Below are 23594 nucleotides of genomic sequence, written 5' to 3' on the forward strand. Positions count from 1 at the left end.
AAATTTGTTAGGCCGGACTTAAGTAGAACGGAGACCCAGTGCGAAGGCCTTGTTGGATGGAAATGCATATTTCATAAGTGACTAATTATCAAATAATTAAAAATTAACGTCAATGGTAGGTACGAAGGATCTTTTGATTGTCGTTATTGCAAAAAAATCGTCATTCCCGCGCAGGCGGGAACCACGAAGTGCTCAGCGAAGCTAATCTTAATGCACTCGCTATTCTTTGGCCTTCGCTCTGGCTTGCCTCGGCTCACCGCCGCCGAGAGGCTCTTACCTTTTTCTTGATAAAAAGGTAACCAAAAATCAAGGCTAGCACCCTTCCTTGTAAAAACCTACGGAAATCTTGATAGCGGCAGCATCAAGGCTCTTAGCCCTTGCCTTATTCCGCCGCTCCCGCTTTGATCCTGCCTTGGGCTGTGGGGTATGAAGCGGGAGTGCAAAGCTTTCCGTGCTTTTTCCGGCGGAAATCTGCGAGGCCGGATAGCGGGGTGCAGATAGCATGGAGTAAAGGGAATTCTTCTTTTGTTGTCATCCTGAGGTACGAAGGATCTTTTGTTATCAAAGATATAGTTCAGGTGTTGCAGTGGATAGTTTAGAGGTTGCAGTTAAGCGTTACCTCAGTGCAGGTAACAACATTATACTTGCAGTTGGTATGTTTATATTTGCCGATGGCAGAATTGTTAGCGCAGTTAATAATTATGAATTTGCAATAGATCGTTATAAACTTGCAGTTAACAATATTAAACTTGCAGTTTACAGATTTATATTTGCAGTTAATCGTTTTGTCGGCGCAGTTAAGAACATTATACTTGCAGTTGGAAGGTTTATATTTGCAGTTGATGGTTTTGCCAACGCAGTTAACAACTTTATTAGAGCGATAGGTTACTTTTAGTTTTCAGTTAACAGTTTTTAGTTTGCAGTTAATCACATTATAACTGCAGCTAACCGTTTGCAGCGCACCTTCTAAATAAAAACAGCAACCGATTTTATTTCTGTTGCTGTTTTAGGATGTGTATTGGGGCGGGATGATTTTTTTCATTACAGGTTAAATTTTTACCGTTTTAAACGGGATGCCAGAAATTTGTTTGTACTGCGGTGTACTTACGCCGAATAACGATTTGCAGTAATTTTTGGTATCTAAAGCGAGTGCAACCAAACCAGTTTCCGCATCGTACAGGATTTTGTTGCGGTTAAGCCTAAGGGTGCTCAACTCAGCTGTTCTGGCTACCACATCGCGGTTTTTCTGCAACAAATCGTTGTAAAGGGTGGTAAGCGTAGCCTGCTGCAGCTCTACCTCGTTGGGTTTATAGGTGGGGATGGTAGCCAACAGTTTAATCTGTTTATCGAAAGTATCGAGCTGGCTATCGAAACTTTGTTGCGAGGCCGATACCTGGTTAACAATGGTTCCGCTTGCTGCCAGCTTCTGTTTTTCTTCTTCTGTTAACTTTACCGATGCCCTTTGGCCCTGAATTTTGCGGTTGTGGGTAATGGCATTATCAATTACCTGTTGCGCTACATCGCTGGCTTTTACTGCATTTACTATCCGGGTACTCAGTTGTTTTAAAGGCTTAAAAGCCAGATTGCGCAGGGCTATGGCATTGCTGTTTTTTGCGGCAGCATCGTGCACCTGCTCGTTAATGGTTTTGGCTGCGGTGGCTTTCTCGGTTAAACTGCTCAGCTGGATGTTGGCATTGCTGGGGTTGTACACGGCACCGTAGCCGGTTAAATAGGTTAGGAGGGTTTCGAAATTGGCTACGTTTTTGGCGTGGCCGGTTTCATTCGTTTTAGACATAATTTGTAGTTTTAAAAAGTAAATAAATTAGATTAATTGGCATTAAGTTAATATTATTTTGTTTACAACTAAAAGGAGTGGGGCGATTTTTTTTACCGAATGAGGGAAACCGTAAAAATGAATTCTCGTGGCCAGGTATCTTGGCTTTATGAAAAGATTTTATTATACCCTGTTTTTAAGTATAGGCATACTGGCTTGTAGCAAACAAAATGAACTAGGGGCAGGTACAGATACTGAAGTTTATACACCATGTGGTACCTATAAATCAGGCCAAAAATTATTTCAGGGCTCTAAAGGTGGCTGCTTTTATTATAATAGTAAGGGTAAAAAGGATTATGTAGAGCGGAGCGCGTGTAAGTGTTAAGCAGCTTTTAGGTATTGAGTTCTTATCTTAATATTTGCAGATTTCAAGATGTTCATTTATATTGCAGTATCTAAATAATTCTAGCTCTATACTCTTCGTATCTTCTCTCAAATTCTTTTACATTAATCATCCATATCACTGAATCACACGACTCAAATTGTTGTTCGCAGTGGGCCTTGTATTAATCTTTTGAATATAATTATATGAAACAACCAGACCAACTAATTCTAGATATCTATACCTCTAAAGCGCAAGCAGATAAAGCAATTAGTTCTTTAAAAGGCCTTTTACTTGGCATAAACTTAGACGGCGAAGTAAACGAAAAAGAAATTAATGAACTTCAAAAGTGGGCGAATGCACATGACGCCTTAATTGGGAGAAATCCTTTTAACGAGTTTATGAATATTATTGCAGAGGTAGCTAATCAACAAATTCTATCTAAAGAAACTATTGAAGATCTGTACTGGCTATGTCAAAAGTATGAGAGCGACAACTATTATTATAATCCTATAACCTCTGATTTACAAACCTTACAAGGGCTTTGTCATGGTATTCTGGCAGATGGGGTAATCAATGATCAGGAAATTATTGATTTGAATAAATGGTTAGAAGATAATGAACATTTGAGCACATACTATCCATACGATGAGATAAGGAGTTTAATACTCTCTGTTCTTTCTGATAACAAAATTGATGATGATGAGCGATTGGTTTTAAAAGCTTATTTCAAAGAGTTCGTAAATATCCAAGATGAAAAGATAAGTGAACAGATTCGAAAGGAAACTGAGCATATTAATATCTCTGGTTTATGCACCAGTGAGCCCAATGTTACATTTGAAGGCAAGACTTTTTGTATCACTGGTATACTGCAGAGAATTAGCAGAGAGGGGTTGAAGCAAAAAATTCTCAACCTTGGAGGTATACCAACTGATGGCATTACGCTTAAAACAGATTATTTGATAGTTGGCGATAATGGCAACCCAGCATGGGCATTTTCTTGCTATGGGCGTAAAGTAGAGAAAGCGATAAATATGAGGAAGGATGGGCATACGATAATGCTGATCCATGAATTCGATTTTGCAGATATTATTGATGATTTAAAATTTTAAATTTAAAGAATACTTCTATCAGATGGCTAAAAACATAAAAATAACAGAAGATTTATCCTACATGGAAACCATGCTTCGACCTAGGCTTAAAAAGCTAATTGTTAAAAATTTTAGATGTATAGGTAATAGACCAGTAGAAATAGACCTTGATGACATCGTAGTTTTAGTTGGACCTAACAATGCTGGAAAAAGTTCAATTCTTAAAGCTTATGAAGTCGTTATGTCTGATGGATCAAAGAAAGGAGAACTGACTATTGAAGACTTCCCAAATAATCAGATAACTCCTGATCGTCTGCCTGAAATAGAACTTCACACGATTGTATATGAAGAAAAGGTAGGCGTAAAATGGTTAACAAAAATTGATGATGGTTTTTTGGTAAAGGAAAAATGGTGGTGGTCTGGAGAAGGTAAACCGCAAAGAAGAGGTTGGAATGTCGATATAGGAGACTGGGATGAAACTAGTTTTCCATTTGGACCTGCAAACATAGCTAATAGTCGCAGGCCTGAGCCACACAAGGTCGATGCCTTTTCTGATCCAGAGGAACAGGCAAAGGAAATCAAAAAACTTTTGATGACTGGTATTACTGAACGGGTAAAAAGCTTACAATCTTCTGAAGAAAGAAACGAGTATCACGAGCTTAGAGATCAGTCCTTAGCTTTACAGAAAAAAATTATTGAAGATACGAAAGCTCAAATTGATATAGCTAATGAGTCGCTCTCAAGCCTTATCAATCAAGTTTTTCCAAATTACGTAGTTAATTTCGAAGCTCAACCAGAAGCTAATCTTGACTTAGGACTTTGGAAATGGCAATCGCATTTGAAAATGGGACCTGATGGAGGTTTTCAAAGCACAGTCGATAAGCAAGGTAGTGGTGCAAGACGTACGTTACTTTGGACGGCTCTAAAATATATTGCAGAAACTAACCGTAAGAACAAAGAAGAGGGAACTGCCGTTACAAGACCCTACCTTTTACTTATTGACGAGCCAGAAATATGCCTACATCCGAGTGCTATACGAGAGGCTTGTAAAGTCCTATATGATTTACCGTCATCCAAAAATTGGCAGGTCATGGTTACAACACATTCTCCAATATTCATTGACTTTACAAGAGATAATACTACTATAGTAAAAGTCGACCGAAATCTAAACGGAGAAGTTGAAGGAACAACAATTTTTCGGCCAGACAAAGTTAAATTTGATGAAGATGATAGAAGCAACATCAAACTTCTAAATGCATGTGATCCCTACGTAGCGGAGTTCTTTTTCGGAGGGAAAGTGATTGTCGTAGAAGGCGATACAGAATACACTGCATTCAACTATATAAGACAAGAAAAGCCAGAAAAATACCGAGATATTCATATAATTCGTGCTCGTGGAAAATCAACTATAGTATCGCTTTGTAAAATATTGAATCATTTTGGTGCTAGTTATTCAATTCTACATGATAGCGATCAGCCTTTTGTAAAAGATGGTAGTAGAGCAAATCCAGCTTGGACTAACAATTTAAAAATTAAGAATAGTCTTAATGACGTGAAAGGGGACATCTCAATACGACTGCTAGCTTCTATTCCTAATTTCGAAATGGCCTATTTCGCAACAGAAACGAAGACAGATAAGCCTTATAATGCTCTAGAGGTTATAACTAATGATCAAGATAAATTTTCTTTGATAGAAAGCCTTCTAGACGCGCTAATAAGCCATAGTAAAAAGACTCCGAAAAATTGTCTTGAATGGACTGATTTGTCCGAGCTTCAGAATTATTTAGACTTAGTTCAAGCGAATAATATTATTAAATAAATGATATGATAATTAAAAATGGAATAGTCAGATACTTTAATCCGAGTGCTTTTCATGGAATGATTATAGTTGACGGGTTGGAGAAAGATGTATATGTAAACACACAAGATATTACTGACGAAGCAATTTACCTAATTAAGGGCGAAGAGGTAGAGTTTGAATTGGTATCAGGAAAGTTTCAAGATAGTTATGCCGCAAAAAATCTCAGAAGAGTAGGCAAAAGATATTCAGGGGTTATACTTGATTTTGAGGAGGGAACAGGAACTGTTAAATGTATCCAGAATAATGAAGAATATTCTATCTTTTATAAAGACTTTGTAAATACAGATGCGGAGGTTGTTCATGAATATACAAGAGTTAAAATTGAGAGTGGCGACGAAATTGAATTCGATACTGATCAAGACGATAGATATGGAAAAAAAGCAGTAAATATTTTTTACGATGGCCGTAAGCCCCTCGAAAGGTTTGCTATTCTTCCGAACTGGGATAATAAAATTGCTTATTTGGCTACCCTATCGCCAGAGCCATGGGACTACCTTAACTCAGACCCTGAGCATAGGTTTTTACCTGTCTTATCCAATTATCTATACTATACTTTTTCGAGGCTCCGCAAGGAAGAGAGACTTTATCACGAAAAACGTATAGCAGTTGCTAAAACCGAATATAAATATAGGGATAAAACAACTAAGAAGCCAGTTTCTAAGGAAATAGAATGTGCATGTTTCAATACTGGTTTAGCTACTAAATATCAGGAAGAAATATTTGCATATTTTACCAAAAATGCATCTAAAAGAACAAAGATAGATCCTGATTGGGTACTGAATAAATTTTGTAAATCCAGTGATCAGGAAATGAGTGCATTTATTGAAAAACCAGAATGGGCTAACTATTTTAAGGAAATGGAAGAACACTCAGAGATATTATATGACACTAGTCTTCATCACGAATTAAAATATGATCATATTTTACGTGATCGGCAAGAAAGGTTTCCAGATCAGTTAAAAGCATTGCCTGACAGTATTTTGAAGGATTTACTAGATCAAGGTTTGGATAAGGCGAGAAAAAGAGTAAGACGTAACTATAAAGCGGCAGTACCGCATTACTATAATGGCACACTTCAACTATTATTGCCACTAAGTCTGCTTTCACAAGATAAAGCAGATCTTGCTTTAGCGGTTGAAAAGGATGGTAAGAGGTATATAAGTAGAACTGTTTTAAAACTTGAATGGGCTTACAGTAATGCTCGACTTTTAGCAAAGCCAGATAGAGAATGGTTAGATCCAGTTAAAGAAGCAGATACAGAAACACTCGAAGAAAAAGTAAGAGCTACTAACGAAGAAGATAGAATTGATGTTTAATTTTTTAGTTATAGTTAACTTCAAGAAATTTATTCTAATAGTTCGTCATTAGAATAAATTTCTTGAATGGTAATCGAGTATTCGAAGTAATAAATTTTAAAATGAAAAATATAGTTTTGTTAATTATTTTACCTTTTTTAGTATTAGTGTAAAAGCACAGTCTTGGAAGAAATTATGAATTTTGTAAAATCGTAAGGAAGTTACGGAACAATATATACAAGTTATATTAGTTTACGTCAATGGAGATGCCAGATAAAACACCGTCTGAATATACTGTCCCATTTCCCGTGCTTCTGAATCCTTGGTTGACTAGAAAATTGGTGTATTTGAGACGCAATTTTTCCGCCATTTGATTGAGGGGTAGATGAAATCATAAAGCAGTTATCAATATAAGGCTTTTCACGATACAAATCATTAGCAAATTTGATAAATTCATTTTGCGCTTGTACGTTAAAATCTTTTTCGTTGCAAATTGAGATGTCGCCATTAAATCCTAGGTTTGTTCCATTTATTTGATGAGTCTTTTGCTTTACGGTATTATTGTTTCCGGAAATGATTTTATTGTTATCACCCGCTGAAGAATTAGAAGGAATTTTGGGAATTATCTTCTTTTGCCTAGTTAAAAAATCCTTCTCTATATTAGTACTTTAGCAAATTTTATATCTCTTTTAGTCAAAATTTAAAGAATTCTCAGGCATAAATTCCTTTGGACTACAATTTAAATCTTTTGCTATTTTATTAAGTTGATCATAAGAATACATGCTACCGGAATTTAGACTTTCTATTTGTCCAATGTATCCATCTGAAACATCCAGAATCATAGCAAGGTATGTTTGAGACTTATTATTCTGCTTCCTTAGTCTTTTAACATTTTCTACTATTGCTAACTCAAAGCTTGATTTTTTTCTCATCAGTCTAAAAGAACATACTTTTTTTATTTTTCATTCTTAGTTATTGCTAAGAATTTTCTTTATATTTGATTTAACAATTCAGGTATTAATAAAAGTCTTGCAACTACAAAAATCTGAGGCCGTGGCGCAAGACAGCAGATTAAATACCCATATCTATGTGTAGATGTATATATTTGTACATCGAAATAGATGTGGGGCTGCTGTAAATCCATGTCACGTAAGGCCTCAGAAACTTTAATGTAGTTATGGTAAGCAGTCCCACATTTATTATTTAGGGACTGTTCTGCCCAACAAGACTCGTAAAATCATACGAGTATGAAAACTAAATCCATTACCATTGCAGATAAACCGCTTTCGCGGTTTTACAAACTGCCTTTAGAAAAGGGGAGCAGGGTATTAAGGTTAGCGGTGCTGGAGTCGCATTGCACCCTCAGTGCAGGTAAAAGGCCAGAGCCGTTGGGCATCACATCGCTTTCTTTTGAGCAGGGTTTGTTAACCGTTACTGTTAAATTGGGAGGGGAAGAGGCAAAGGTGTACATCTCGGTAGAATACGATTGCCTGTTGGTGAGCTGTAGTGTGGATACGGATGAAAGCTACCTTGGGCGTTATGCTTACCTTACTTTGAGCGCCATGATGCGGAGCGGTTACTGCGATTTTCAGCCATATTACTGGCCGGCATGTTTTGCTTTGGGCAATAAGCGGTCGAGATTTGTAGATGTGGTTAAGAAACCTGACGGCATCACCATTACCTTGAAGCAAAAGTTTAGAGGTTTGTTTAGACCTGGTGATGATTTGCCGGATGTTAAGGAACGGGCGGTAGTACCGCGTGAAAGGCTGTCGGGTAAACAGGTTACGGCTCGGTTGGCACCGGTTAGCATTGGTTATTGTTTCGCCAATACCGATCTGCAGCATTTCCACAGCAACCATTATCCTTTTTTAGTTCCTTATGTTTTTGCGGCCACGGCTTACCTTAAAACGGTAAAATCTTTTAAACGTTTCGTGTTTAACCCGCATGATGTGGATGGCATCAGCCTTTCGCCACAGCAGGAGGAGCTGAACCGCATTTGCTTCGCCATGAAACAGATCGCAGCCATACGCTTTAGTGTCAATAACCACCTGCCCGATACTGCCGCTAAAACGAAAGCGATTAATGATGCTAACCAGGTCGCGCTTTTTAAGTTATGGCACAAGGCTTTACCGCTATTGATGCAGCAACGCTTTATGCACTACTTCTACTCTTATGGCCTGCGCAATGTTACGGGCAAACCGGTAATGCGGGATATGAAACTGGTTGAATTTGCGATGGAGGTACCTGTTTTAAGTTTCGTGTTAAAGGATGAGGGCGATTATTACGAACTGCAGCTGAAACTTAAAGTGAAAGGGAAAAGCCTGCATCTGGACAGGAATCAACCCGGGCTTTTTTTAGTTTGCGATAGCGCTAAATCGTATCTGTGGTATTTGCTTGAGGCCGAAATGGATTATAAACTGGTTTGGTTTTTTACTAAGGTAAATTTTAGGGTGCAGGTGCTTAAACGTTATTATAAGGAGTTTTTTGAGGAGTTTGTAGAGGGAGTGGGGAAGTGGTATGAGGTGAAGAGGGGGTAAGGGGGCGCTCTATGCCGCGGGGCATGGTACTTTGTCGCGCCAAAGTACTCAAAGCGCTTCGTCAATCCGGCAATGGGCCTTTTGCGCATAGCTCTAGCACATCAAAAAAACAGCGGCACTTTGTTTAATCAGGTGTATTGGTTAGTTTCTTTGGTCTGATTGAGCCCTTCGGGGTTTGTTCGTTAGTGGTTAGTGAGGGGGTTTTGCCAACATGAAGCACAAAACTCACTGCGTTTGAGGTTTGGTAGTGCTGGTTGTGCTTTTCTGCACCTGTTTTTTTGATTCAGCCGGCCCTTGGGATTGACGGGCGTACTTCGGTTAAGGTTGTGAGGTGGTGAAAGGGAGTTGGCAAAGTGCCTAAAGAACCAATGGTGAGCGGAAATCTGCGAGGCCAGGTAGCAGGGTGGAGATAGCATTGTGCATATAGCATGGTGCGTATTGCAGGCTGCAATAGTTTGTTTTTTAGTCCTTTCCCTTTCAGGGGAAAGGTGCCGATAGGCGGATAGGGGTTTAGGGCGCTCGCTATAATACGTTCGTCATTCCCGCGCAGGCGGGAACCTTAATGCGTTCGCTATTCTTTGCCCTTCGCTCAGTCTTGCCTCGGCTCACCGCCGCCGAGAGGCTCTTACCTTTTTCTTGATAAAAAGGTAACCAAAAATCAAGGCTTGCATCCTTCCTTGTAAAAAGCTACGGAAATCTAATTTGCGGCAGCATCGAGGCTCTTACCCTGGCTTTGTCCCGCCGCTCTCGCTTTGATCCTGCCTTGGGCTGTGGGGTATGAAGGGGGAGTGCACAGATTTCCGTGCTTTTTCCGGCGGAAATCTGCGAGGCCGGGTAGCGGGGTGCAGATAGCGTGGAGTAGAGGGATTCTTTTCTAGCTGTCATCCTGAGGTACGAAGGATCTTTTGATTGCCGTTATTGCAAAAAATCCGTCATTTCGACCTTAGCGCCCGCCTGTGCGGACAGGCCTGCCCGTACAGGCGGGGAGAAATCTTTTAAATTAGATTTCAATAACTCAGTTCAAAGATCTCTCCATTTCGCTGCGCTGCAGTCGAGATGACGACCAGACTAGTAGATTCTGTCAACGGTAGGTACGAAGGATCTTTTGATTGAAAGATTTGCTTATCAGATAAATCTATGGCCTTTTGAAGAGTTGTCAACTTAATAGCGCTATGGTTATTAAAGTTGACAACTCTCTTCCCTACAAAATCTGGTTCAATATTAGTACCCCCACAAGTCCTAAAACAGAAACTAAACTTTCCATCATGGTCCAGGTGCTAAAAGTTTCTTTTAAGCTGAGGTTAAAATATTCCTTAAACATCCAGAAACCAGTGTCGTTTACATGAGAAAACATTAAACTTCCCGCACCTACGGATAAGACCATTAATTCTGGCGGTGCGCCTGGGCCAATTAAAGGCAGTACCATACCAGAAGCAGTTAACGCGGCCACTGTTGCCGAACCCAGGGTTACCCGGAGTGATGCGGTAATGAGCCAGGCGAGTAGTAGGGGCGATAAATTTAGGCTGCCGGTAAGCTGTTTTACGGTTTCGCCCATCCCGCTATCAATCAATATCTGTTTAAAGGCGCCGCCAGCTGCAATAATCAAGATAATCATGGCAATGCTTTTCACCCCTTCCGCGCAAGATTCCATCGCTTTTGCAATGGAGGTTTTTTGGAGTGCCAGGGCTATAATAACTGAAATTAGCAGGGCAGCAGTAGGATCGGCCAGGAATGTAACTAATGGTTTACCGATATAATCTATCTTAAAACTGCTCCCAATGGTGCCGGCGATGATTAAAAATACCGGCAGCAATGCAGTAATAAAACTCATTGAAGCTGTAGGAAGATTTTCATCTGCACTAATATTAAAGTTGTGAACCGTTACAGATTGATCCCGTTTGAGAATGAGCCGTGGAAAATAGATTCCGGCAATAACTGCGATAGGCACACTTAATGTTAAACCGTAAATTAAGGTTTTACCAATATCGGCATGGAAAATACCGGCCAAGGCCACAGGACCAGGGTGAGGGGGTAAAAAACCATGGGTAACCGAGAGGGCTGTGGCCATTGGGATACCAACGTGCAGTTTTGATAGTCCCGTTGCTGCTGAAATGGCAAAAACCAATGGAATTAACACCACAAAACCCGCATTGTAAAATAATGGAATGCCTACCAATAAGCCTGTTAACAGTACGGCCCATTGGATATTCTTTTTTCCAAAAGCGCCGATTAAAATGAAAACGATCTTTTTTGCCGATCCGCTATCTTCAATCAGTTTGCCCATCATGGCGCCGAGGGCCAAAACCATAACCATGCTGCCCAGCGTACTGCCAATTCCGTTGCTAATGGAGTTCATTACTTTGGTTGCAGGCATTCCTAATAAAAGACCTGTAACAATCGCCACAGCCAGCAGGGCGATCATAGGGTTAATCTTTTTCAAGATCAAAACAAAAAGTGATAGAATACCGAAAAGCAGGATCAATAATGACATTGGCTAGAAATATGAGGTGATGCGATTAAATATAGGCTTTTAACCCGACTATTTTTTAATCGTAATGGTTCTTCCGGTCACGAGGTTAAATTCGTAAATCCGGTACAGGCCATCGTCTTTTACTTCTATGCTTTCTACCAGGCCGGTTTTGCTGAAAGTATCGGTTACCATATCGCCGATTTTTACCTCCTGAAGAATATCATTTGGGGTATCGCTGTTTAGTCTGATCATGATGTAAAAGTATCGATTATTCAGAGAACATGTTAGCTTTTTTAGATCAGCGTATTAAATTTTGATTCAATGTGGTTTCTGGCTTGTTTTTGAAACTCTTCGGGTGTTTGTTTCGTCTGTTTTTTAAAAAAACGGCTAAAATATGGTCTGTCTGAAAAACCCAGTTCGTAGGCAATCTCTTTGATGGTTTGCTCACTGTGGATAATTTTTCGTTTAGCTTCCAGTATAATGCGGTCGTGAATGATCTGCATGCCGGTTTTGTTTAGTTTTTCTTTTAAAATCTGGTTAAGTCGTTTAGAGCTGATTCCGATTTTGCCCGCATAAAAATCAGTATTCCTTACCTTTTGGTAATTGCTTTCGAGCAACATTAAAAATTCATAAACCCTTTTCTGCTGTACATCATGACTGGTAAATTCATGTTCTTTAACTTGTATCAATTTTAACAGAAACACCTTTAGCAATGCCTTCGTGATCACTAAATTGTTATTTGCCTTCTGATATTCACTTTCAATTAATCTGTAAATGTTGTTCAGCTCTGCTGCTGTTTCTGAATTGAGCCTCAGGCACGAAAATTCACCCTGAACATTAAAGATTTTGAACAGATCAAGCAAAAATTCTTTTTCTTCTCCGTCCAATACTGATCTTTTGAATGAGATTAGGACTCCATTTTTGCCTGCCTTGTTAAGCTGATGTACACGGTAAGGGGGAATCAGATAGATCCAATCACTTTTACTATCAAATTCGGATTGTTGCAGGGCGTGTAAAGGCTCTTCATTTTTAAGCCATACAATTTCAAAGAATTCTTTTCTGCCCGGATCATTAAGGTAGCTGGGCGGGCAGTTGCTTAAATCGCGGACGTAAATAATGGCCCTTTCCAGAAGGGTGCTTTCTGTTGATAAACTCATGGTGGTTAAAGTTAAAAACTTAAATTTTTAACGATTGGATTAAATGGTAATTATGGTGGACTATTTGGAAAATGGGTCTTATTTATGGCTGATTCATGACTTTTCTTTACATATATTTCCAAATTGTACCATATAACTAGCTGAATGTGTAACCTTCCGTTTAGCTGGGTACCATAACTTTGAGCCATTAATGCAAAAGTGAAAATGGAATCAAAAAAACCAGTAGAAGTGATTAATAATGAAGTTTTTACAGATAAGCTGGATAACCAGCAACTGGCCTGGGATCTGCAAATGAACCTGGACAGCATTATAGAAGAGAATACACAATTGGCAAGAAAAGTGCAGTTAGATCGGCTTATTCCTTTTATATACCACATCCAGCAAGCAAAACGGATTTTTATTACGGCTGCAGGACGTTCGGGTTTCGCCATGCAATCGGCAGCTATGCGGTTGATGCATCTTGGGCTAACCGTATATTATGTTGGCGATACCACCAGTCCGGCCATCGGAACCGGCGATTTATTGATTGCGGCATCGGGTTCAGGAGCAACCAGTTCAATTGTGCGGGCAGTAGAAAAGGCGATTGGAGCTGGCGCAAATGTAGTGGGCATTACCACAAATGCGGAATCGCCTTTGGCAAAATTGTGCAATCACCTGGTTTTGGTTCCGGCCGCAGAGAAAGAAGACCACAGTAAAAAGGTATCCACCCAGTATGCCGGGAGCCTTTTTGAACAATTTCTCCTTCTGCTCAATGATGCCGTTTTTCAGTCACTTTGGAAATTAAGCGGTCAACCGGCAGAAGAACTCTGGAAAAGACATGCTAATCTCGAATAACAATTAGTTAATTATATATCAATACCATCATGGCAAAATTACAAGTAGCAATAGACTTATTAACAACAGAAGAAGCATTGGCATTAGCAGCAAAAGTTGCGCCTTATGTAGATATCATTGAACTGGGAACTCCTTTAATCAAAAATATGGGTTCGCCGGTGATTACTGCAATGAAAGCAGCACATCCCGATAAACTGGTTTTTGCAGATTTAAAAACGGCTGATGCAGGTGAACTGGAAGCTGATATCGCATTTAAAGCAGGCGCTGATTTAGTAACTGTTATGGGCGCTGCAGGAAATGCAACCATTATTGGAGCAGTTAAAGCTGCAAAAGCACATGGAAAGGGTGTGGTTGTAGATACGATCGGTTACCCTGACCGGGTTAAAAGAGCTCAGGAGGTAACTGCTTTAGGTGTAGAATTTGTAGAGTTGCACGCTGGTTTGGATGAACAGTGGACCGCAGGATACTCTATCCAGGTGTTAATTGATGAGGCTGCAAGAGCTGGTGTTCCGGTTTCGATTGCAGGCGGGGTAAATATTGATAATGTTGCCGCTGTTATCAAAGCAGGAGCAATAGTAGCTGTTGCAGGCGCAGCCATTTATGGTGCTGAAGATCCGGCTGCAGCCGCCAAAGCACTTCGTGAAGCAATTGATGCGGCATAGGAAACTATCATTAGATAAAGGCTTTTAACCACAGATGCACAGGGATAACCACAGATTTTTATAGCTGTATTTATCTGTGTGCATTCTTTTTATTTCCCGAAGTTCGGGTAAGTTATGGTTAAATGATTTTCCATAATTGTTACTGTTATATAGTGTAATGAATTTCGTTTGAACTAACTTTCCGTTCTCAAAATCTTTAACGGCGGCTGGTTCAAAATACTTCTTGTGCTTAATACACCCGTAACTACCACTAGCAATACAATTGAGCAGAACAACAATAACGTTGGTACCAATGGAGGTATGAAGGTGGCATCGAAAGTAAATTTAGCCAACGCCCAGCTGCCACCTATGGCTAAAATTAATCCCACTGCTGCTGCAAAAGCACCTAAAAAGAAATATTCGATTGCATTTATTGCTAAAATCTGCTTTTTGCTTGCGCCCATGGTACGTAATAAAATGCTTTCCTTTATGCGCTGGTTTTTACTGGTTAATACCGAAGATATTAATACAATCCATCCGGTTACCATGCTAAAACCAGCCATAAATTGGATGACAAAACCAATTTTGCTCAATAACTCGTCTAAGAGTTTCAATACCAGATCTAAATCGATAACCGATACATTTGGGAATTTTTGTACCACTTCTCCCTGAAAACGTGCTGAAACTTCGCCAGATGGTACCCTGGTCATCAGCACATGAAACTGTGGTGCTTCTTCCAATACTCCGGCTGGAAAAACGACCCTGAAATTGGTCTGCATCCTGCTCCAGTTTACTTCTCTTAAACTTCCAACAACCGTTGGGATCATCATGCCCTGAACATTAAAAAGGATTTTATCATTCAAACCGACATTAATAGATTGGGCATAACGCTGATCCAAAGAAATATAAACCGTTTCATTGGGTTTTATTTTTCCGGTCCATTTACCAGCTGTAATTTTTTCTGCTGCGGTTAAAGTATCCTGATAAGTTGCCCTGATTTCGTTGCGGTAAGCTCTCCTGTTGTTGGTATCTGCACTGGCTTTCTTCCCGTTAATTTCTTCAATGCGCATGGTAATTACCGGTACCTGGTTCATCAACGGCAATTTGAAAGCTTTTGTTAAACTGTCCAGACCATTTTTTTGCGTATTCTGGATATCAAACATCACCATATTGGGCTGGTTATTGCCAGACGACAAAGTAACGCGGCTCATTAATATGCCTTGCACAAAAAACAGGGTGCAGATAAATGTGGTTGATAAACTTATAGACACGGTAAGCATTAAGGTTTGGTTGTTTGGACGATACAGGTTGGCAAATCCCTGCCGCCATAAATAACCGGATGAGCTGGGTAAAAGCTTTCGCACCAGAAACATCAGGATTTTAGACAATAAAATTAACAGTAAAAAGGCAATGGCGATACTGGCGGTAAATACCAGCGTCTGTAACCATGTTTTCATCTGCAAATGTGTAAAAGCCATAATAAAGGCCGCCATCAACAGATACACTACCCAGGTTAGCGAATCTCTTTTTCCACCTGCTTTTTCGAAAGAGATGCGGATGGCATTTAATGGTGAAATTTTTCTAACGGATAAAAGTGAAGGAAGGGCGAAGAGGACCGAGATAATCAAACCCAGCAAAATACCCTGGCCCACTGCCGGCCACGAAACCTGCATGGTAATTTCGATCGGTAGAAAATCTTTTAATACCCATGGAAGCAAAAACTGTATGCCCGTACCTAAAGCCGACCCTAATGTAGCAGCGATTAAGCCAATAAAAAAGACCTGTATCAGGTAGATCAGAAAGGCATGACGGGATTTTAATCCTAAACACCTAAGCGTAGCAATGGCACTTAATTTTTCCTGGATATATACATGGATGGCGCTACCTACACCCACACATCCCAATAGGAGCGCAATAAAACCAGATAAAGCCAGAAAGCGGTTCACATCTTTAAATGATCGCCCGGTTTGTTCTTTTCTCGATTCTACCGTATCGGCATCAAATCCTTCCTGTTCTAATTTACTGTCGTTCTTTTTTACCCATTCATCTATTCCTGAAGGATCATTGTACCTGAAATAAAATTTATTGTTGATCCGGCTTCCGGTTTTAATCAGATTGGTTTTATCAAGTAATTTTAGTGGAATGTAAACCGTGGGTGCTATACTGGCCCCAATACCGGTTTGTCCGGGTGCTTTGGTTAGGGTGCCCAAAATATTAAAATTGAGGTCGCCTATTTTTACCGAATCGCCAACTTTTGCATTAAACTGCAGCATCAGGGTTTGATCTACCAGGGCATTTCTGCCTGACTGAAACTGCCTGGCTGCATCCATCGGAATAGTTTCTATCGCACCATAGTAAGGATAATTTCCCTCCAGCGCCTTCATCTGTACCAAGCGGCTGCCTCCGCCTTTCTGGAAATAAATCATCGAAGCAAAGGTTTTTTCCTGCGAGCGCTCATCGCCAAGCGTATCGAGCATTTTTTGCATGGCTTTGCTTACACCTTTACGGCTATCCAAAACCAGATCAGCCCCTGTAAGTTCTTTTGCCTGTGCATCGATATCTTTTTGCAGATTATCTTTAAAGGAATAAACGGCAACGAGGGCCGCAATGCCCAAAATGATGGATGAAATAAAAAGCAAGAGACGGGCGCGGTTTTTCCTGCTGTCGCGCCAGGCCATTTTAAACAGCCAGGAAAACGGAACAGATTGTTTTGGAAGGCTATTGGACATAAGCAGGGTTTTCGTCTGAAATGATGATGCCACCTCTAATTTTGATATTTCTTTCCGTTCTGGCAGCCAGTTCAAGATCATGTGTTACAATGATCAGAGTGGTTCCGGCATCTTTATTTAAATCAAACAGCAATTTGATTACTTTTTCGCTGGTTTCGGCATCGAGGTTTCCGGTGGGTTCATCTGCAAACAGTACAGCAGGTTGGTTAGAGAATGCCCTGGCTAAAGAAATGCGCTGCTGTTCTCCACCCGATAATTGAATGGGATAGTGATGCGAACGGTCGGCCAGACCAACTTTATCCAATAGTTCCAAAGCATGTTTACGGATGTTTCTGGCACCTCTTAATTCTAAAGGCACCATCACATTTTCTAACGCGGTTAATGTAGGCAACAACTGGAAGTTCTGAAAAATAAATCCTATATATTGATTTCTAACGGCCGCACGCTGATCTTCGTTTAATTTTTCGAGTGCAATTCCCTTCAATTCAACCGTTCCGCTGCTGGCCCTGTCTAAACCGGCGCATAAACCAAGCAAAGTGGTTTTTCCACTTCCCGATGGTCCGGTAATGGCCACCGTTGAGCCCGCAGTGATGGAGAAATTAATATGATCTAGAACGGTGAGTTGCCGTCCGGCACTTTGGTAAATTTTGCTTACATTTCGAATGTTCAATATGCTTTCCAATAGCTGAGTTTTTAGGGTTTGCGTATAGATGTAGCCAAAACATAACAGGGCATTTCCTGTTAACTTATTGGTTTAATAATTAGATACAGATTAATTAGATATGTTACGAAAACGATTAATGGGGCTATTTGTTTTGAGCCTTTTGGTGATAGGCTGCGGAAACAGGCAAAGCGAAAAAAATACAGATAAAACTTTAGATTCAAGTGACCAAAAAGAGGCTGCCAAGCCAACCCAAAAAAAGAATATCCTTTTTTTCGGCACCAGTTTAACTGCAGGTTACGGGCTCGACCCAACGGAAGCTTACCCTGCATTGATCCAAAACCGGATTGATTCTTTAAAAATGCCTTATAACGTCATTAATGGTGGTTTAAGCGGAGAAACTTCTGCCGGTGGTAAAGCGCGGATTGATTGGTTGCTAAAACAGCACATTGATATTTTTGTGCTGGAGCTGGGAGCCAACGATGGGCTTAGAGGGTTGCCTGTTGTACAGACCACAAAAAACCTGCAAGCGATTATCGATCGGGTAAAAGCTAAATACCCGGATGCTAAAATGGTACTGGCCGGAATGCAGGTTCCACCGAATATGGGGGCAAAATATGCTGCCGATTTTAAAAACATGTTTCCTGAACTTTCAAAGAAAAACAATATGGCACTGATCCCTTTTTTATTGGATAAAGTAGGTGGTGTTCCAAAATTAAACCAGGCCGATGGTATTCACCCTACAGCAGAAGGGGATAAGATTTTAGCAGAAAATGTTTGGGTGGTGTTGAAAGATTTATTGTAGTTCAAACACTTTTAACTGCAGTTAGTCTGCAGAATTAATTCTATTTTCAATTTTTTAACCACAGAGGTCACAAAGAGAAAAGCACAGAGGGCACTGAGTTGGTATGAGGACCGAAGTCGATCGTCATTCCCACGCAGGTGGGAATCTTAATGCAATGGAGTTTAAGGTCCGCAACATTTACCAAATAACAGATTGTAAAATTAGTCGTTTCGACTGGAGCGTAGCGAAATGGAGAAATCTTTAGACTATGTTTATTGGATGGCTCAAAGATTTCTCTATCGCGGTCGAAAGCTATTACTTTATCTTTAAATAATTATTATTCCCGATTTGATGGGAGACCGAAATGTCAAAGCTGTAATGTTTTAAGACATAAAGTGTAATAATTATGGTCAAATGTCAAATGCATTTATCATTAATATCTATCGTACTTAATCTGTATTAATATGTAATTTAACATTAGTTTGATGGTAGTTTTATTTTGTGATTATTTATCACGATGAATGTATTTTAAAACTATTTAAATAATTAATCAGCGATATTGATAATGAATTGTTAATATTCTATAAACAATAGATGGCATAATTTTAGAAAAAAAAAGATAAGATTATGACTAAGAAACATTTTAATTGCCTAACAAGGAATTGCATTCCTGTTTTTATTTTCGTGGGATTTTCCACTTTCATTATGTCTTGTAAAAAAGACGTTTCAATTTCTGCTGAAATAGAAAAAACTGTGGCAATAGATTCTTCAAAAAAAGAAATCAGTATTGTCGAACTAAAAAGATTTATGGCTAAACATGCTGATGTAGATGTAGACTCTGTTAGCTATAATGCTGTTAAAGAACAGTTTATTTGGAGAGGGAAAAATCAGATAACAAAATCAGATTTGTTATTTGCCTATAAGCAATCTCAATTGTAAAGATTACATAGCTAACACGATATCGTCATTAAGTGATAACCCTCTATATCAAAAACTAAATCAATGAAAATCATTACAAAAATATATCAAATTTTAATTCTTGTTCTTATCGTTAACTCTACTTACGCACAAGTATCTGTCTTTACATTTAAAGTTCAAAATGAATATCTTCAAGGTGATAAGATTTTTATAAAAAATACGCCTTCAACAGAAATTAAAATAGAAGTTCAATTCGAAACCAGGAGAGATAATCAAGGAAACCCTAAACCAGGAAAAATCCAAGTAGTGCTGGCAACTAAAAACACAAATGATGAAGTTGTCCTGCTTTCAGGATGGAAAGAAGTTTTGCATACAGATTTTGTAGCAGGTGAAACCTTTTTAAAGAAAGTTTATACCCTAAGTATTGATAAATCAAAATTATCAGGAAAACCAATTGATTTACTTATGCAACAGCCGGGGCTATCGCCAGTAGGAAATACTCAGAGATATAATTATATAATTGAACCTCCTGTACAGACTGTTTATTATAATGTTATCAGACAAGAAGAATTCTATAAAAGCAACTGTAATATATTTTCTACTGGAAGTTTAGTTGTATATACAGTAGCAGCAAAAAAATACTCTTCTACTATATCTCAGACAGATGCAGATTCAAAAGCACAAATTGATATTAATACAAACGGACAAAATTTTGCAAATACAACTGGTAATTGTATACTTGGAAAGGAAATAAAAACTCCTAAGGGTACGAGAGATTTTGAGTGGTCAGAATATTCTGAGAATTTATTGTGGGATGTTTCAAGAATTACAGGGCAGAATGTTAAAATTGAGTTATTTGATAAAGATGCGTCAAATCAATTAACATTAATTGCTGATAATGTACCAAATAATGGATCATTAGTTAACTGTTTAACCAAAGCCTTGGGAATTCATTACAGTGCAAAGATCAGAATAACATCTTTAGATAGTGGTGAGGAGTATCTCAGTGACGAATTTGGGATATTTCAAGATTAAAAAAAATGTGTTGAGAAATCGCCTTAATTTAAATAATTGAGGCGATTTTCATTAAAAATGCACCTTGTTTAATGATTTCCAATCGATTTATAATATTATTTTTTTTTGACTATTACTTTAAGTTGCATTTGGTGTTGTTCCCATACTTGAATAATAAGCCTTTGATGTTTTTGTAAAAATTTTAATTCGTACCTAATATCAGGTATTGCATGTAAATAATTATGCCGCATCTGGATCTGGAAATCGGGAAAACTTGAGCATCAATTATCTGCCGTACGAAAGAAATTAGGTCATCCATTCATGTTCTCTTCCTGCCTAAAACTCTTTAACGTACCATCTTTATTGAATTGCAGGTCGTAAACGCTCAGGGCTACCGTTAATGCTTGATGGAAACCAGCGCATACCATTGTCCCAAATAGAAATGTAGGCCGTGGTGGTAGGCTTTGCACCTTCAATCTCAGCTGCCTTTTCGTTATAGATTTGTATCACTTTTTGTGCAGCTGCGAAATTTCTTTTACTCAATGGAAATGTTCTGCGTTCGATGTTTCGGGCCAGTACTGGCTTTGGCTCAGACCAGGCACCATCTTTGTACTGGTAAGCATCTACATATTTAGGGTTTTCGGGATGCTGTAGTGACAGGTTAATGGAGCAATCTTCATAAAAATGGACAGACTCATAAACTACAATTTCTTTGTTGCGGTACTGTGGCAGTTTTCTTAGTTTTTCTTCTGCGCTTTCCAGCTCAGCAACACTTAGTGTTACTTTTCTGGCTTTTATTGCTGGTTTTTCTGCATCAATATTTTTTGCCCCGGCTTGCGGTAGCTTCATATCTTTTAAGAATTGGTTTATCCTTTTTTGGATTTCTTTACTATTAGACGAATCCTGCTTCTGCTTTAATAATTCGATGTCCTGAAACATCTCTTTTGCTTTTGAGCTCCATTTCAGCTGTATTAACAGTATCACTGTTTATCGCGATGGTTCTTTCTTGCCAGCGCTGTATAGAAGATGATTTTGTATTGCCTTCATCCGCTCTATTTTGTCTAAAGCTGTTATCCTTATTATATTTTTCAACTAAAGAATCGTTGGGATGAAAGGTTTCATTTACACTTTTGGTAATCTGTCTACAACTCAAACCGAATAAGCTGAGCAGTAAAACCAAAGAATAAAGTTTTCTGAAGTTTTTCATCAAAATTCTCCTTTAAGTTCGTTCAGGTCTTTTTCGAAGGCAATTTTTTGTGGATCTTCTTTTAGGTAAAAAATAGAAAAATACTCCTGCCTGACACTATCCAGATCAAACAGATTTATAATCTTTTTAATGTTCGCCCGATGTTTTTGGTTAAACTGATTGGTATATTCGAGTTCAAAATCGACCATCGGTTGCGAATTGATGTAGGTTCCGGTCTGGCTAAATTTGATTAACCTGGCAGTAGTCTGCGAACCTTTAAATTTAATCAGGAATAATTGATCAGGTTTGCCGATAAACTTTTTGACTATAAAAGCGCCGAAAGCGCGATAAAGAAGCAGCATAAAGGCACAGGTTAATAGCGGGTGGCCGATACCCATAAAACGCCAGCCCGTGCCATTGCTTTCTAAATCATACGAATAGACATAATACCAAACAACCAGGCAGGCAAAGGCAAACCAGGCCAGGTTAGTGAGAAATATGGTTGTTTTTTTTATACTTACGGCTTTAGATGCAAAAATAAAGTAAGGCGATTTGTTTGCTTCCTTGTCTAACAAAATGCCAACCGTCTTGCCCACTTCGTAACGACGCTCATATGGTTTTGAATCATTTACCATGGCTTTTTGTATAACCACGCTCCCTGATAGATTTTTAAACTGCAAGGTGAGTTCATAGGTATCGCAGGCAGGACCTTTTTTATGGATTCTTGTCGATTCCAATATCTTGGCTTCCCGCGATTCGCCGTTGGTTTTAAGCTTTCCTATATTACGTTTAATCAAAAAAGCGCGGACCACCCATTTCTGGTAATAACCAATCAACAATATGCCCCAAAATAGTATAGATAGTACAAGTATAGAAAGCGAATACCATGGATTGTCGCCCATTAGGTTGGGTATGCTATCGTCTTTCGTATTGTAATAGATGAACATAGGGAACGGAATAGCAAAAAACAGCATGTAGATTATCCAGAATATCGAAAGTCCTTTGTTCATGTTTTTAGGTTGGCCGGAATAATGTTTTAATCTTATTTTATGATGATGTTCCTGGTTTATCAGCTTGTATGGATAATTTTTTCAATTTCCGTCAAAATTTCTGCTTCAAATTTGGCTTGCCTGATCTGACTTTTGCGGTTGCTGCCAAAGGGTTGGCTAATGGCAAAGCTTTTGCCATATTTATTCTCTTTGCGTGATAAGGCATAATGCAACAGGCCGTCTTCCTGTACATGAAGGATATATATATCTTCAAATGCCATTATTTTTCTGGTAAATAACCCAGGGATCTTTTTATATACCTGACCCGTGTATTGATCGAAAATATAGGTGACGTTAAAATGGAAGATAAAATCGTAAAGTGCTGTTAGCGCCGATACAAAGCCAATTGCCATTATGCCCCAATACGTATCCTTATAGAGGTGTAGCATAGGTGCTACTACAAATATCATTACCGCAAGAAGCGTGAAAAACAAAATTTTACCCTTATAATCCCGTTCAGGCTGAAAACTGAGTTTTCCATTTTCTATTTCCAGATTATATCCTGCCATATCTGTTTGTTGCTAATTTTTTGGCAAACCCATTATAGTACTTATTTCATCACTAAGTCTTTGCAAAGGTTTAGCGGTAAATAAGGTTTGCGCCAATAAAATATGCCTGGTTTTATTATCCTTTCTCATGACCATAAGGGCCTGAACAAGTATGGTGATGAAATAGCTCTTTTGTTTTGCGATGAGAAAATGATCGAAATCGTCAAAGCGATAGTTTACAGGAGTGCTGAAGAAAAAACGCTTACGCTGTATTTCGCGGTTTAGGCTATCGAAAATAATAATACCTGTTGTGCGCAGAATGCATAACAGCCCCACAATAGCCAGAATAGTAACATATAAAAATGTCGCTTTGCTCGTACTGTATATTAATATGGCTACTATTGCCGCGATACAGCCAAATGTAAGGGTATATAGAAGTCCCTTTTGTGCTTTCAGATAATAAATATTTCCTTCTTGTTCTAAGTATTTAAATGCTTCCATTTTTATGATGATGGCGATTATAATATGTACTTCATTTTCATAACAGCTGTTTCAGGTATAACTTCAGGTTAATCCCGGCTACCGCTAAAAGGATGCGGGGCTGACTAAAAAGGGTATAAAAATTACAGCCGTTGCTTTAAAAAGCAGCGGCTGTTTAGTAAATTTAATTGCGAAAGAAATTTACTATGGCTAAGATACAAAGTTCAGCACAATTCAAAAACT

23 protein-coding genes are annotated in these 23594 nt (G+C 38.9%); 11 read left to right on the forward strand and 12 right to left on the reverse strand.

All coding sequences use genetic code 11. From position 1 onward, the window contains the following. The first annotated feature begins 586 nt into the window (after window positions 1–586). On the forward strand, window positions 587–895 hold the full coding sequence (locus tag QZ738_RS06680; RefSeq protein ID WP_293785888.1) for a hypothetical protein: 309 nt from the start codon (window positions 587–589) through the stop codon (window positions 893–895). 153 nt (window positions 896–1048) lie between these two features. On the opposite strand, the gene QZ738_RS06685 is transcribed toward QZ738_RS06680, so the two are convergent. Further along, window positions 1049–1795 carry a hypothetical protein gene (locus tag QZ738_RS06685; protein ID WP_293785889.1) on the reverse strand — a complete coding sequence of 249 codons (747 nt, stop codon included), beginning with the start codon at window positions 1793–1795 and terminating at the stop codon, window positions 1049–1051. A gap of 148 nt (window positions 1796–1943) precedes the next feature. Here QZ738_RS06685 and QZ738_RS06690 point away from each other — a divergent pair, with 148 nt between their 5' ends. The 4 genes from QZ738_RS06690 (at window position 1944) to QZ738_RS06705 (ending at window position 6424) form a co-directional block, all read left to right on the forward strand. Continuing rightward, complete coding sequence (locus tag QZ738_RS06690; RefSeq protein ID WP_293785890.1) at window positions 1944–2159, forward strand: hypothetical protein; 216 nt, start codon at window positions 1944–1946, stop codon at window positions 2157–2159. A 203-nt stretch (window positions 2160–2362) separates the two neighbouring features. Then, on the forward strand, window positions 2363–3268 hold the full coding sequence (locus QZ738_RS06695; protein ID WP_293785891.1) for a BRCT domain-containing protein: 906 nt from the start codon (window positions 2363–2365) through the stop codon (window positions 3266–3268). Between the two features lie 22 nt (window positions 3269–3290). Next, window positions 3291–5066 (forward strand): AAA family ATPase, encoded by a 1776-nt coding sequence (locus tag QZ738_RS06700; RefSeq protein ID WP_293785892.1) that lies wholly within the window; start codon window positions 3291–3293, stop codon window positions 5064–5066. Between the two features lie 5 nt (window positions 5067–5071). Continuing rightward, window positions 5072–6424: a DUF3825 domain-containing protein gene (locus QZ738_RS06705; RefSeq protein ID WP_293785893.1), complete on the forward strand. Its 1353-nt coding sequence runs from the start codon at window positions 5072–5074 to the stop codon at window positions 6422–6424. Between the two features lie 668 nt (window positions 6425–7092). Here QZ738_RS06705 and QZ738_RS06710 read toward each other — a convergent pair. Beyond that, window positions 7093–7335, reverse strand: a complete 243-nt coding sequence (locus QZ738_RS06710; RefSeq protein ID WP_293785895.1) for a helix-turn-helix transcriptional regulator — start codon at window positions 7333–7335, stop codon at window positions 7093–7095. A gap of 315 nt (window positions 7336–7650) precedes the next feature. On the opposite strand from QZ738_RS06710, the gene QZ738_RS06715 reads away from it, so the two are divergent. Beyond that, window positions 7651–8940: a hypothetical protein gene (locus QZ738_RS06715; protein WP_293785897.1), complete on the forward strand. Its 1290-nt coding sequence runs from the start codon at window positions 7651–7653 to the stop codon at window positions 8938–8940. Between the two features lie 1201 nt (window positions 8941–10141). Here QZ738_RS06715 and QZ738_RS06720 read toward each other — a convergent pair. Genes QZ738_RS06720 through QZ738_RS06730 form a run of 3 tightly spaced genes read right to left on the reverse strand, consistent with a single transcriptional unit; the run spans window position 10142 to window position 12567 of the window. Beyond that, window positions 10142–11431 (reverse strand): gluconate:H+ symporter, encoded by a 1290-nt coding sequence (locus tag QZ738_RS06720; protein WP_293785899.1) that lies wholly within the window; start codon window positions 11429–11431, stop codon window positions 10142–10144. Between the two features lie 48 nt (window positions 11432–11479). After that, window positions 11480–11662 carry a hypothetical protein gene (locus QZ738_RS06725; RefSeq protein WP_293785901.1) on the reverse strand — a complete coding sequence of 61 codons (183 nt, stop codon included), beginning with the start codon at window positions 11660–11662 and terminating at the stop codon, window positions 11480–11482. Window positions 11663–11703: 41 nt separating this feature from the next. Next, a complete protein-coding gene (locus tag QZ738_RS06730; RefSeq protein WP_293785902.1) occupies window positions 11704–12567 on the reverse strand; it encodes a helix-turn-helix domain-containing protein in 864 nt (287 codons plus the stop codon). 204 nt (window positions 12568–12771) lie between these two features. On the opposite strand from QZ738_RS06730, the gene hxlB reads away from it, so the two are divergent. Together hxlB and hxlA are read left to right on the forward strand one after the other, a co-directional pair. Continuing rightward, on the forward strand, window positions 12772–13401 hold the full coding sequence (gene hxlB / locus QZ738_RS06735) for a 6-phospho-3-hexuloisomerase (RefSeq protein ID WP_293785903.1): 630 nt from the start codon (window positions 12772–12774) through the stop codon (window positions 13399–13401). 29 nt (window positions 13402–13430) lie between these two features. Next, the gene (hxlA, locus tag QZ738_RS06740; protein WP_293785905.1) at window positions 13431–14063 is read left to right on the forward strand and encodes a 3-hexulose-6-phosphate synthase; all 633 of its coding nucleotides are present in this window, start codon (window positions 13431–13433) and stop codon (window positions 14061–14063) included. Between the two features lie 173 nt (window positions 14064–14236). Here the strand turns inward: hxlA and QZ738_RS06745 are convergent, their stop codons facing one another. Further along, window positions 14237–16771, reverse strand: coding sequence for an FtsX-like permease family protein (locus QZ738_RS06745; RefSeq protein ID WP_293785907.1), 2535 nt, complete (start codon window positions 16769–16771; stop codon window positions 14237–14239). Then, the gene (locus tag QZ738_RS06750; protein ID WP_293785909.1) at window positions 16761–17453 is read right to left on the reverse strand and encodes an ABC transporter ATP-binding protein; all 693 of its coding nucleotides are present in this window, start codon (window positions 17451–17453) and stop codon (window positions 16761–16763) included. The genes QZ738_RS06745 and QZ738_RS06750 overlap by 11 nt, the downstream gene beginning before the upstream one ends. 100 nt (window positions 17454–17553) lie before the next feature. On the opposite strand from QZ738_RS06750, the gene QZ738_RS06755 reads away from it, so the two are divergent. The 3 genes from QZ738_RS06755 (at window position 17554) to QZ738_RS06765 (ending at window position 20169) form a co-directional block, all read left to right on the forward strand. Further along, the gene (locus QZ738_RS06755; protein WP_293785911.1) at window positions 17554–18237 is read left to right on the forward strand and encodes an arylesterase; all 684 of its coding nucleotides are present in this window, start codon (window positions 17554–17556) and stop codon (window positions 18235–18237) included. A 606-nt stretch (window positions 18238–18843) separates the two neighbouring features. Continuing rightward, complete coding sequence (locus QZ738_RS06760; RefSeq protein WP_293785913.1) at window positions 18844–19155, forward strand: hypothetical protein; 312 nt, start codon at window positions 18844–18846, stop codon at window positions 19153–19155. A 63-nt stretch (window positions 19156–19218) separates the two neighbouring features. Beyond that, the gene (locus QZ738_RS06765) at window positions 19219–20169 is read left to right on the forward strand and encodes a DUF5977 domain-containing protein (protein ID WP_293785915.1); all 951 of its coding nucleotides are present in this window, start codon (window positions 19219–19221) and stop codon (window positions 20167–20169) included. Between the two features lie 339 nt (window positions 20170–20508). On the opposite strand, the gene QZ738_RS06770 is transcribed toward QZ738_RS06765, so the two are convergent. Genes QZ738_RS06770 through QZ738_RS06790 form a run of 5 tightly spaced genes read right to left on the reverse strand, consistent with a single transcriptional unit; the run spans window position 20509 to window position 23372 of the window. After that, entirely contained in the window at window positions 20509–20997 is a 489-nt protein-coding gene (locus QZ738_RS06770) for a hypothetical protein (protein WP_293785917.1), read from the reverse strand. A 43-nt stretch (window positions 20998–21040) separates the two neighbouring features. Continuing rightward, on the reverse strand, window positions 21041–21358 hold the full coding sequence (locus QZ738_RS06775; protein ID WP_293785919.1) for a hypothetical protein: 318 nt from the start codon (window positions 21356–21358) through the stop codon (window positions 21041–21043). Continuing rightward, the gene (locus QZ738_RS06780) at window positions 21355–22344 is read right to left on the reverse strand and encodes a hypothetical protein (RefSeq protein WP_293785921.1); all 990 of its coding nucleotides are present in this window, start codon (window positions 22342–22344) and stop codon (window positions 21355–21357) included. The genes QZ738_RS06775 and QZ738_RS06780 overlap by 4 nt, the downstream gene beginning before the upstream one ends. 59 nt (window positions 22345–22403) lie before the next feature. Continuing rightward, window positions 22404–22892, reverse strand: coding sequence for a hypothetical protein (locus QZ738_RS06785; RefSeq protein ID WP_293785923.1), 489 nt, complete (start codon window positions 22890–22892; stop codon window positions 22404–22406). 12 nt (window positions 22893–22904) lie between these two features. Further along, entirely contained in the window at window positions 22905–23372 is a 468-nt protein-coding gene (locus tag QZ738_RS06790; protein WP_293785925.1) for a hypothetical protein, read from the reverse strand. Window positions 23373–23594: the final 222 nt, after the last annotated feature.

Origin of the sequence: uncultured Pedobacter sp. (assembly GCF_913776295.1) — a bacterium.
In the GTDB taxonomy this organism is placed as follows: Bacteria; Bacteroidota; Bacteroidia; order Sphingobacteriales; family Sphingobacteriaceae; genus Pedobacter.

What these genes read in the sequence shown, in the direction of transcription:
- QZ738_RS06780 (WP_293785921.1), bottom strand. Translation starts at nt 22,344, where the DNA reads ATGAACAAAGGACTTTCGATATTCTGGATAATCTACATGCTGTTTTTT.
- hxlB (WP_293785903.1), top strand. Translation starts at nt 12,772, where the DNA reads ATGGAATCAAAAAAACCAGTAGAAGTGATTAATAATGAAGTTTTTACA.
- QZ738_RS06705 (WP_293785893.1), top strand. Translation starts at nt 5,072, where the DNA reads ATGATAATTAAAAATGGAATAGTCAGATACTTTAATCCGAGTGCTTTT.
- QZ738_RS06790 (WP_293785925.1), bottom strand. Translation starts at nt 23,372, where the DNA reads ATGGAAGCATTTAAATACTTAGAACAAGAAGGAAATATTTATTATCTG.
- QZ738_RS06725 (WP_293785901.1), bottom strand. Translation starts at nt 11,662, where the DNA reads ATGATCAGACTAAACAGCGATACCCCAAATGATATTCTTCAGGAGGTA.
- QZ738_RS06720 (WP_293785899.1), bottom strand. Translation starts at nt 11,431, where the DNA reads ATGTCATTATTGATCCTGCTTTTCGGTATTCTATCACTTTTTGTTTTG.
- QZ738_RS06710 (WP_293785895.1), bottom strand. Translation starts at nt 7,335, where the DNA reads ATGAGAAAAAAATCAAGCTTTGAGTTAGCAATAGTAGAAAATGTTAAA.
- QZ738_RS06785 (WP_293785923.1), bottom strand. Translation starts at nt 22,892, where the DNA reads ATGGCAGGATATAATCTGGAAATAGAAAATGGAAAACTCAGTTTTCAG.
- QZ738_RS06695 (WP_293785891.1), top strand. Translation starts at nt 2,363, where the DNA reads ATGAAACAACCAGACCAACTAATTCTAGATATCTATACCTCTAAAGCG.
- hxlA (WP_293785905.1), top strand. Translation starts at nt 13,431, where the DNA reads ATGGCAAAATTACAAGTAGCAATAGACTTATTAACAACAGAAGAAGCA.
- QZ738_RS06685 (WP_293785889.1), bottom strand. Translation starts at nt 1,795, where the DNA reads ATGTCTAAAACGAATGAAACCGGCCACGCCAAAAACGTAGCCAATTTC.
- QZ738_RS06760 (WP_293785913.1), top strand. Translation starts at nt 18,844, where the DNA reads ATGACTAAGAAACATTTTAATTGCCTAACAAGGAATTGCATTCCTGTT.
- QZ738_RS06700 (WP_293785892.1), top strand. Translation starts at nt 3,291, where the DNA reads ATGGCTAAAAACATAAAAATAACAGAAGATTTATCCTACATGGAAACC.
- QZ738_RS06730 (WP_293785902.1), bottom strand. Translation starts at nt 12,567, where the DNA reads ATGAGTTTATCAACAGAAAGCACCCTTCTGGAAAGGGCCATTATTTAC.
- QZ738_RS06765 (WP_293785915.1), top strand. Translation starts at nt 19,219, where the DNA reads ATGAAAATCATTACAAAAATATATCAAATTTTAATTCTTGTTCTTATC.
- QZ738_RS06755 (WP_293785911.1), top strand. Translation starts at nt 17,554, where the DNA reads ATGTTACGAAAACGATTAATGGGGCTATTTGTTTTGAGCCTTTTGGTG.
- QZ738_RS06770 (WP_293785917.1), bottom strand. Translation starts at nt 20,997, where the DNA reads ATGAAGCTACCGCAAGCCGGGGCAAAAAATATTGATGCAGAAAAACCA.
- QZ738_RS06715 (WP_293785897.1), top strand. Translation starts at nt 7,651, where the DNA reads ATGAAAACTAAATCCATTACCATTGCAGATAAACCGCTTTCGCGGTTT.
- QZ738_RS06745 (WP_293785907.1), bottom strand. Translation starts at nt 16,771, where the DNA reads ATGTCCAATAGCCTTCCAAAACAATCTGTTCCGTTTTCCTGGCTGTTT.
- QZ738_RS06690 (WP_293785890.1), top strand. Translation starts at nt 1,944, where the DNA reads ATGAAAAGATTTTATTATACCCTGTTTTTAAGTATAGGCATACTGGCT.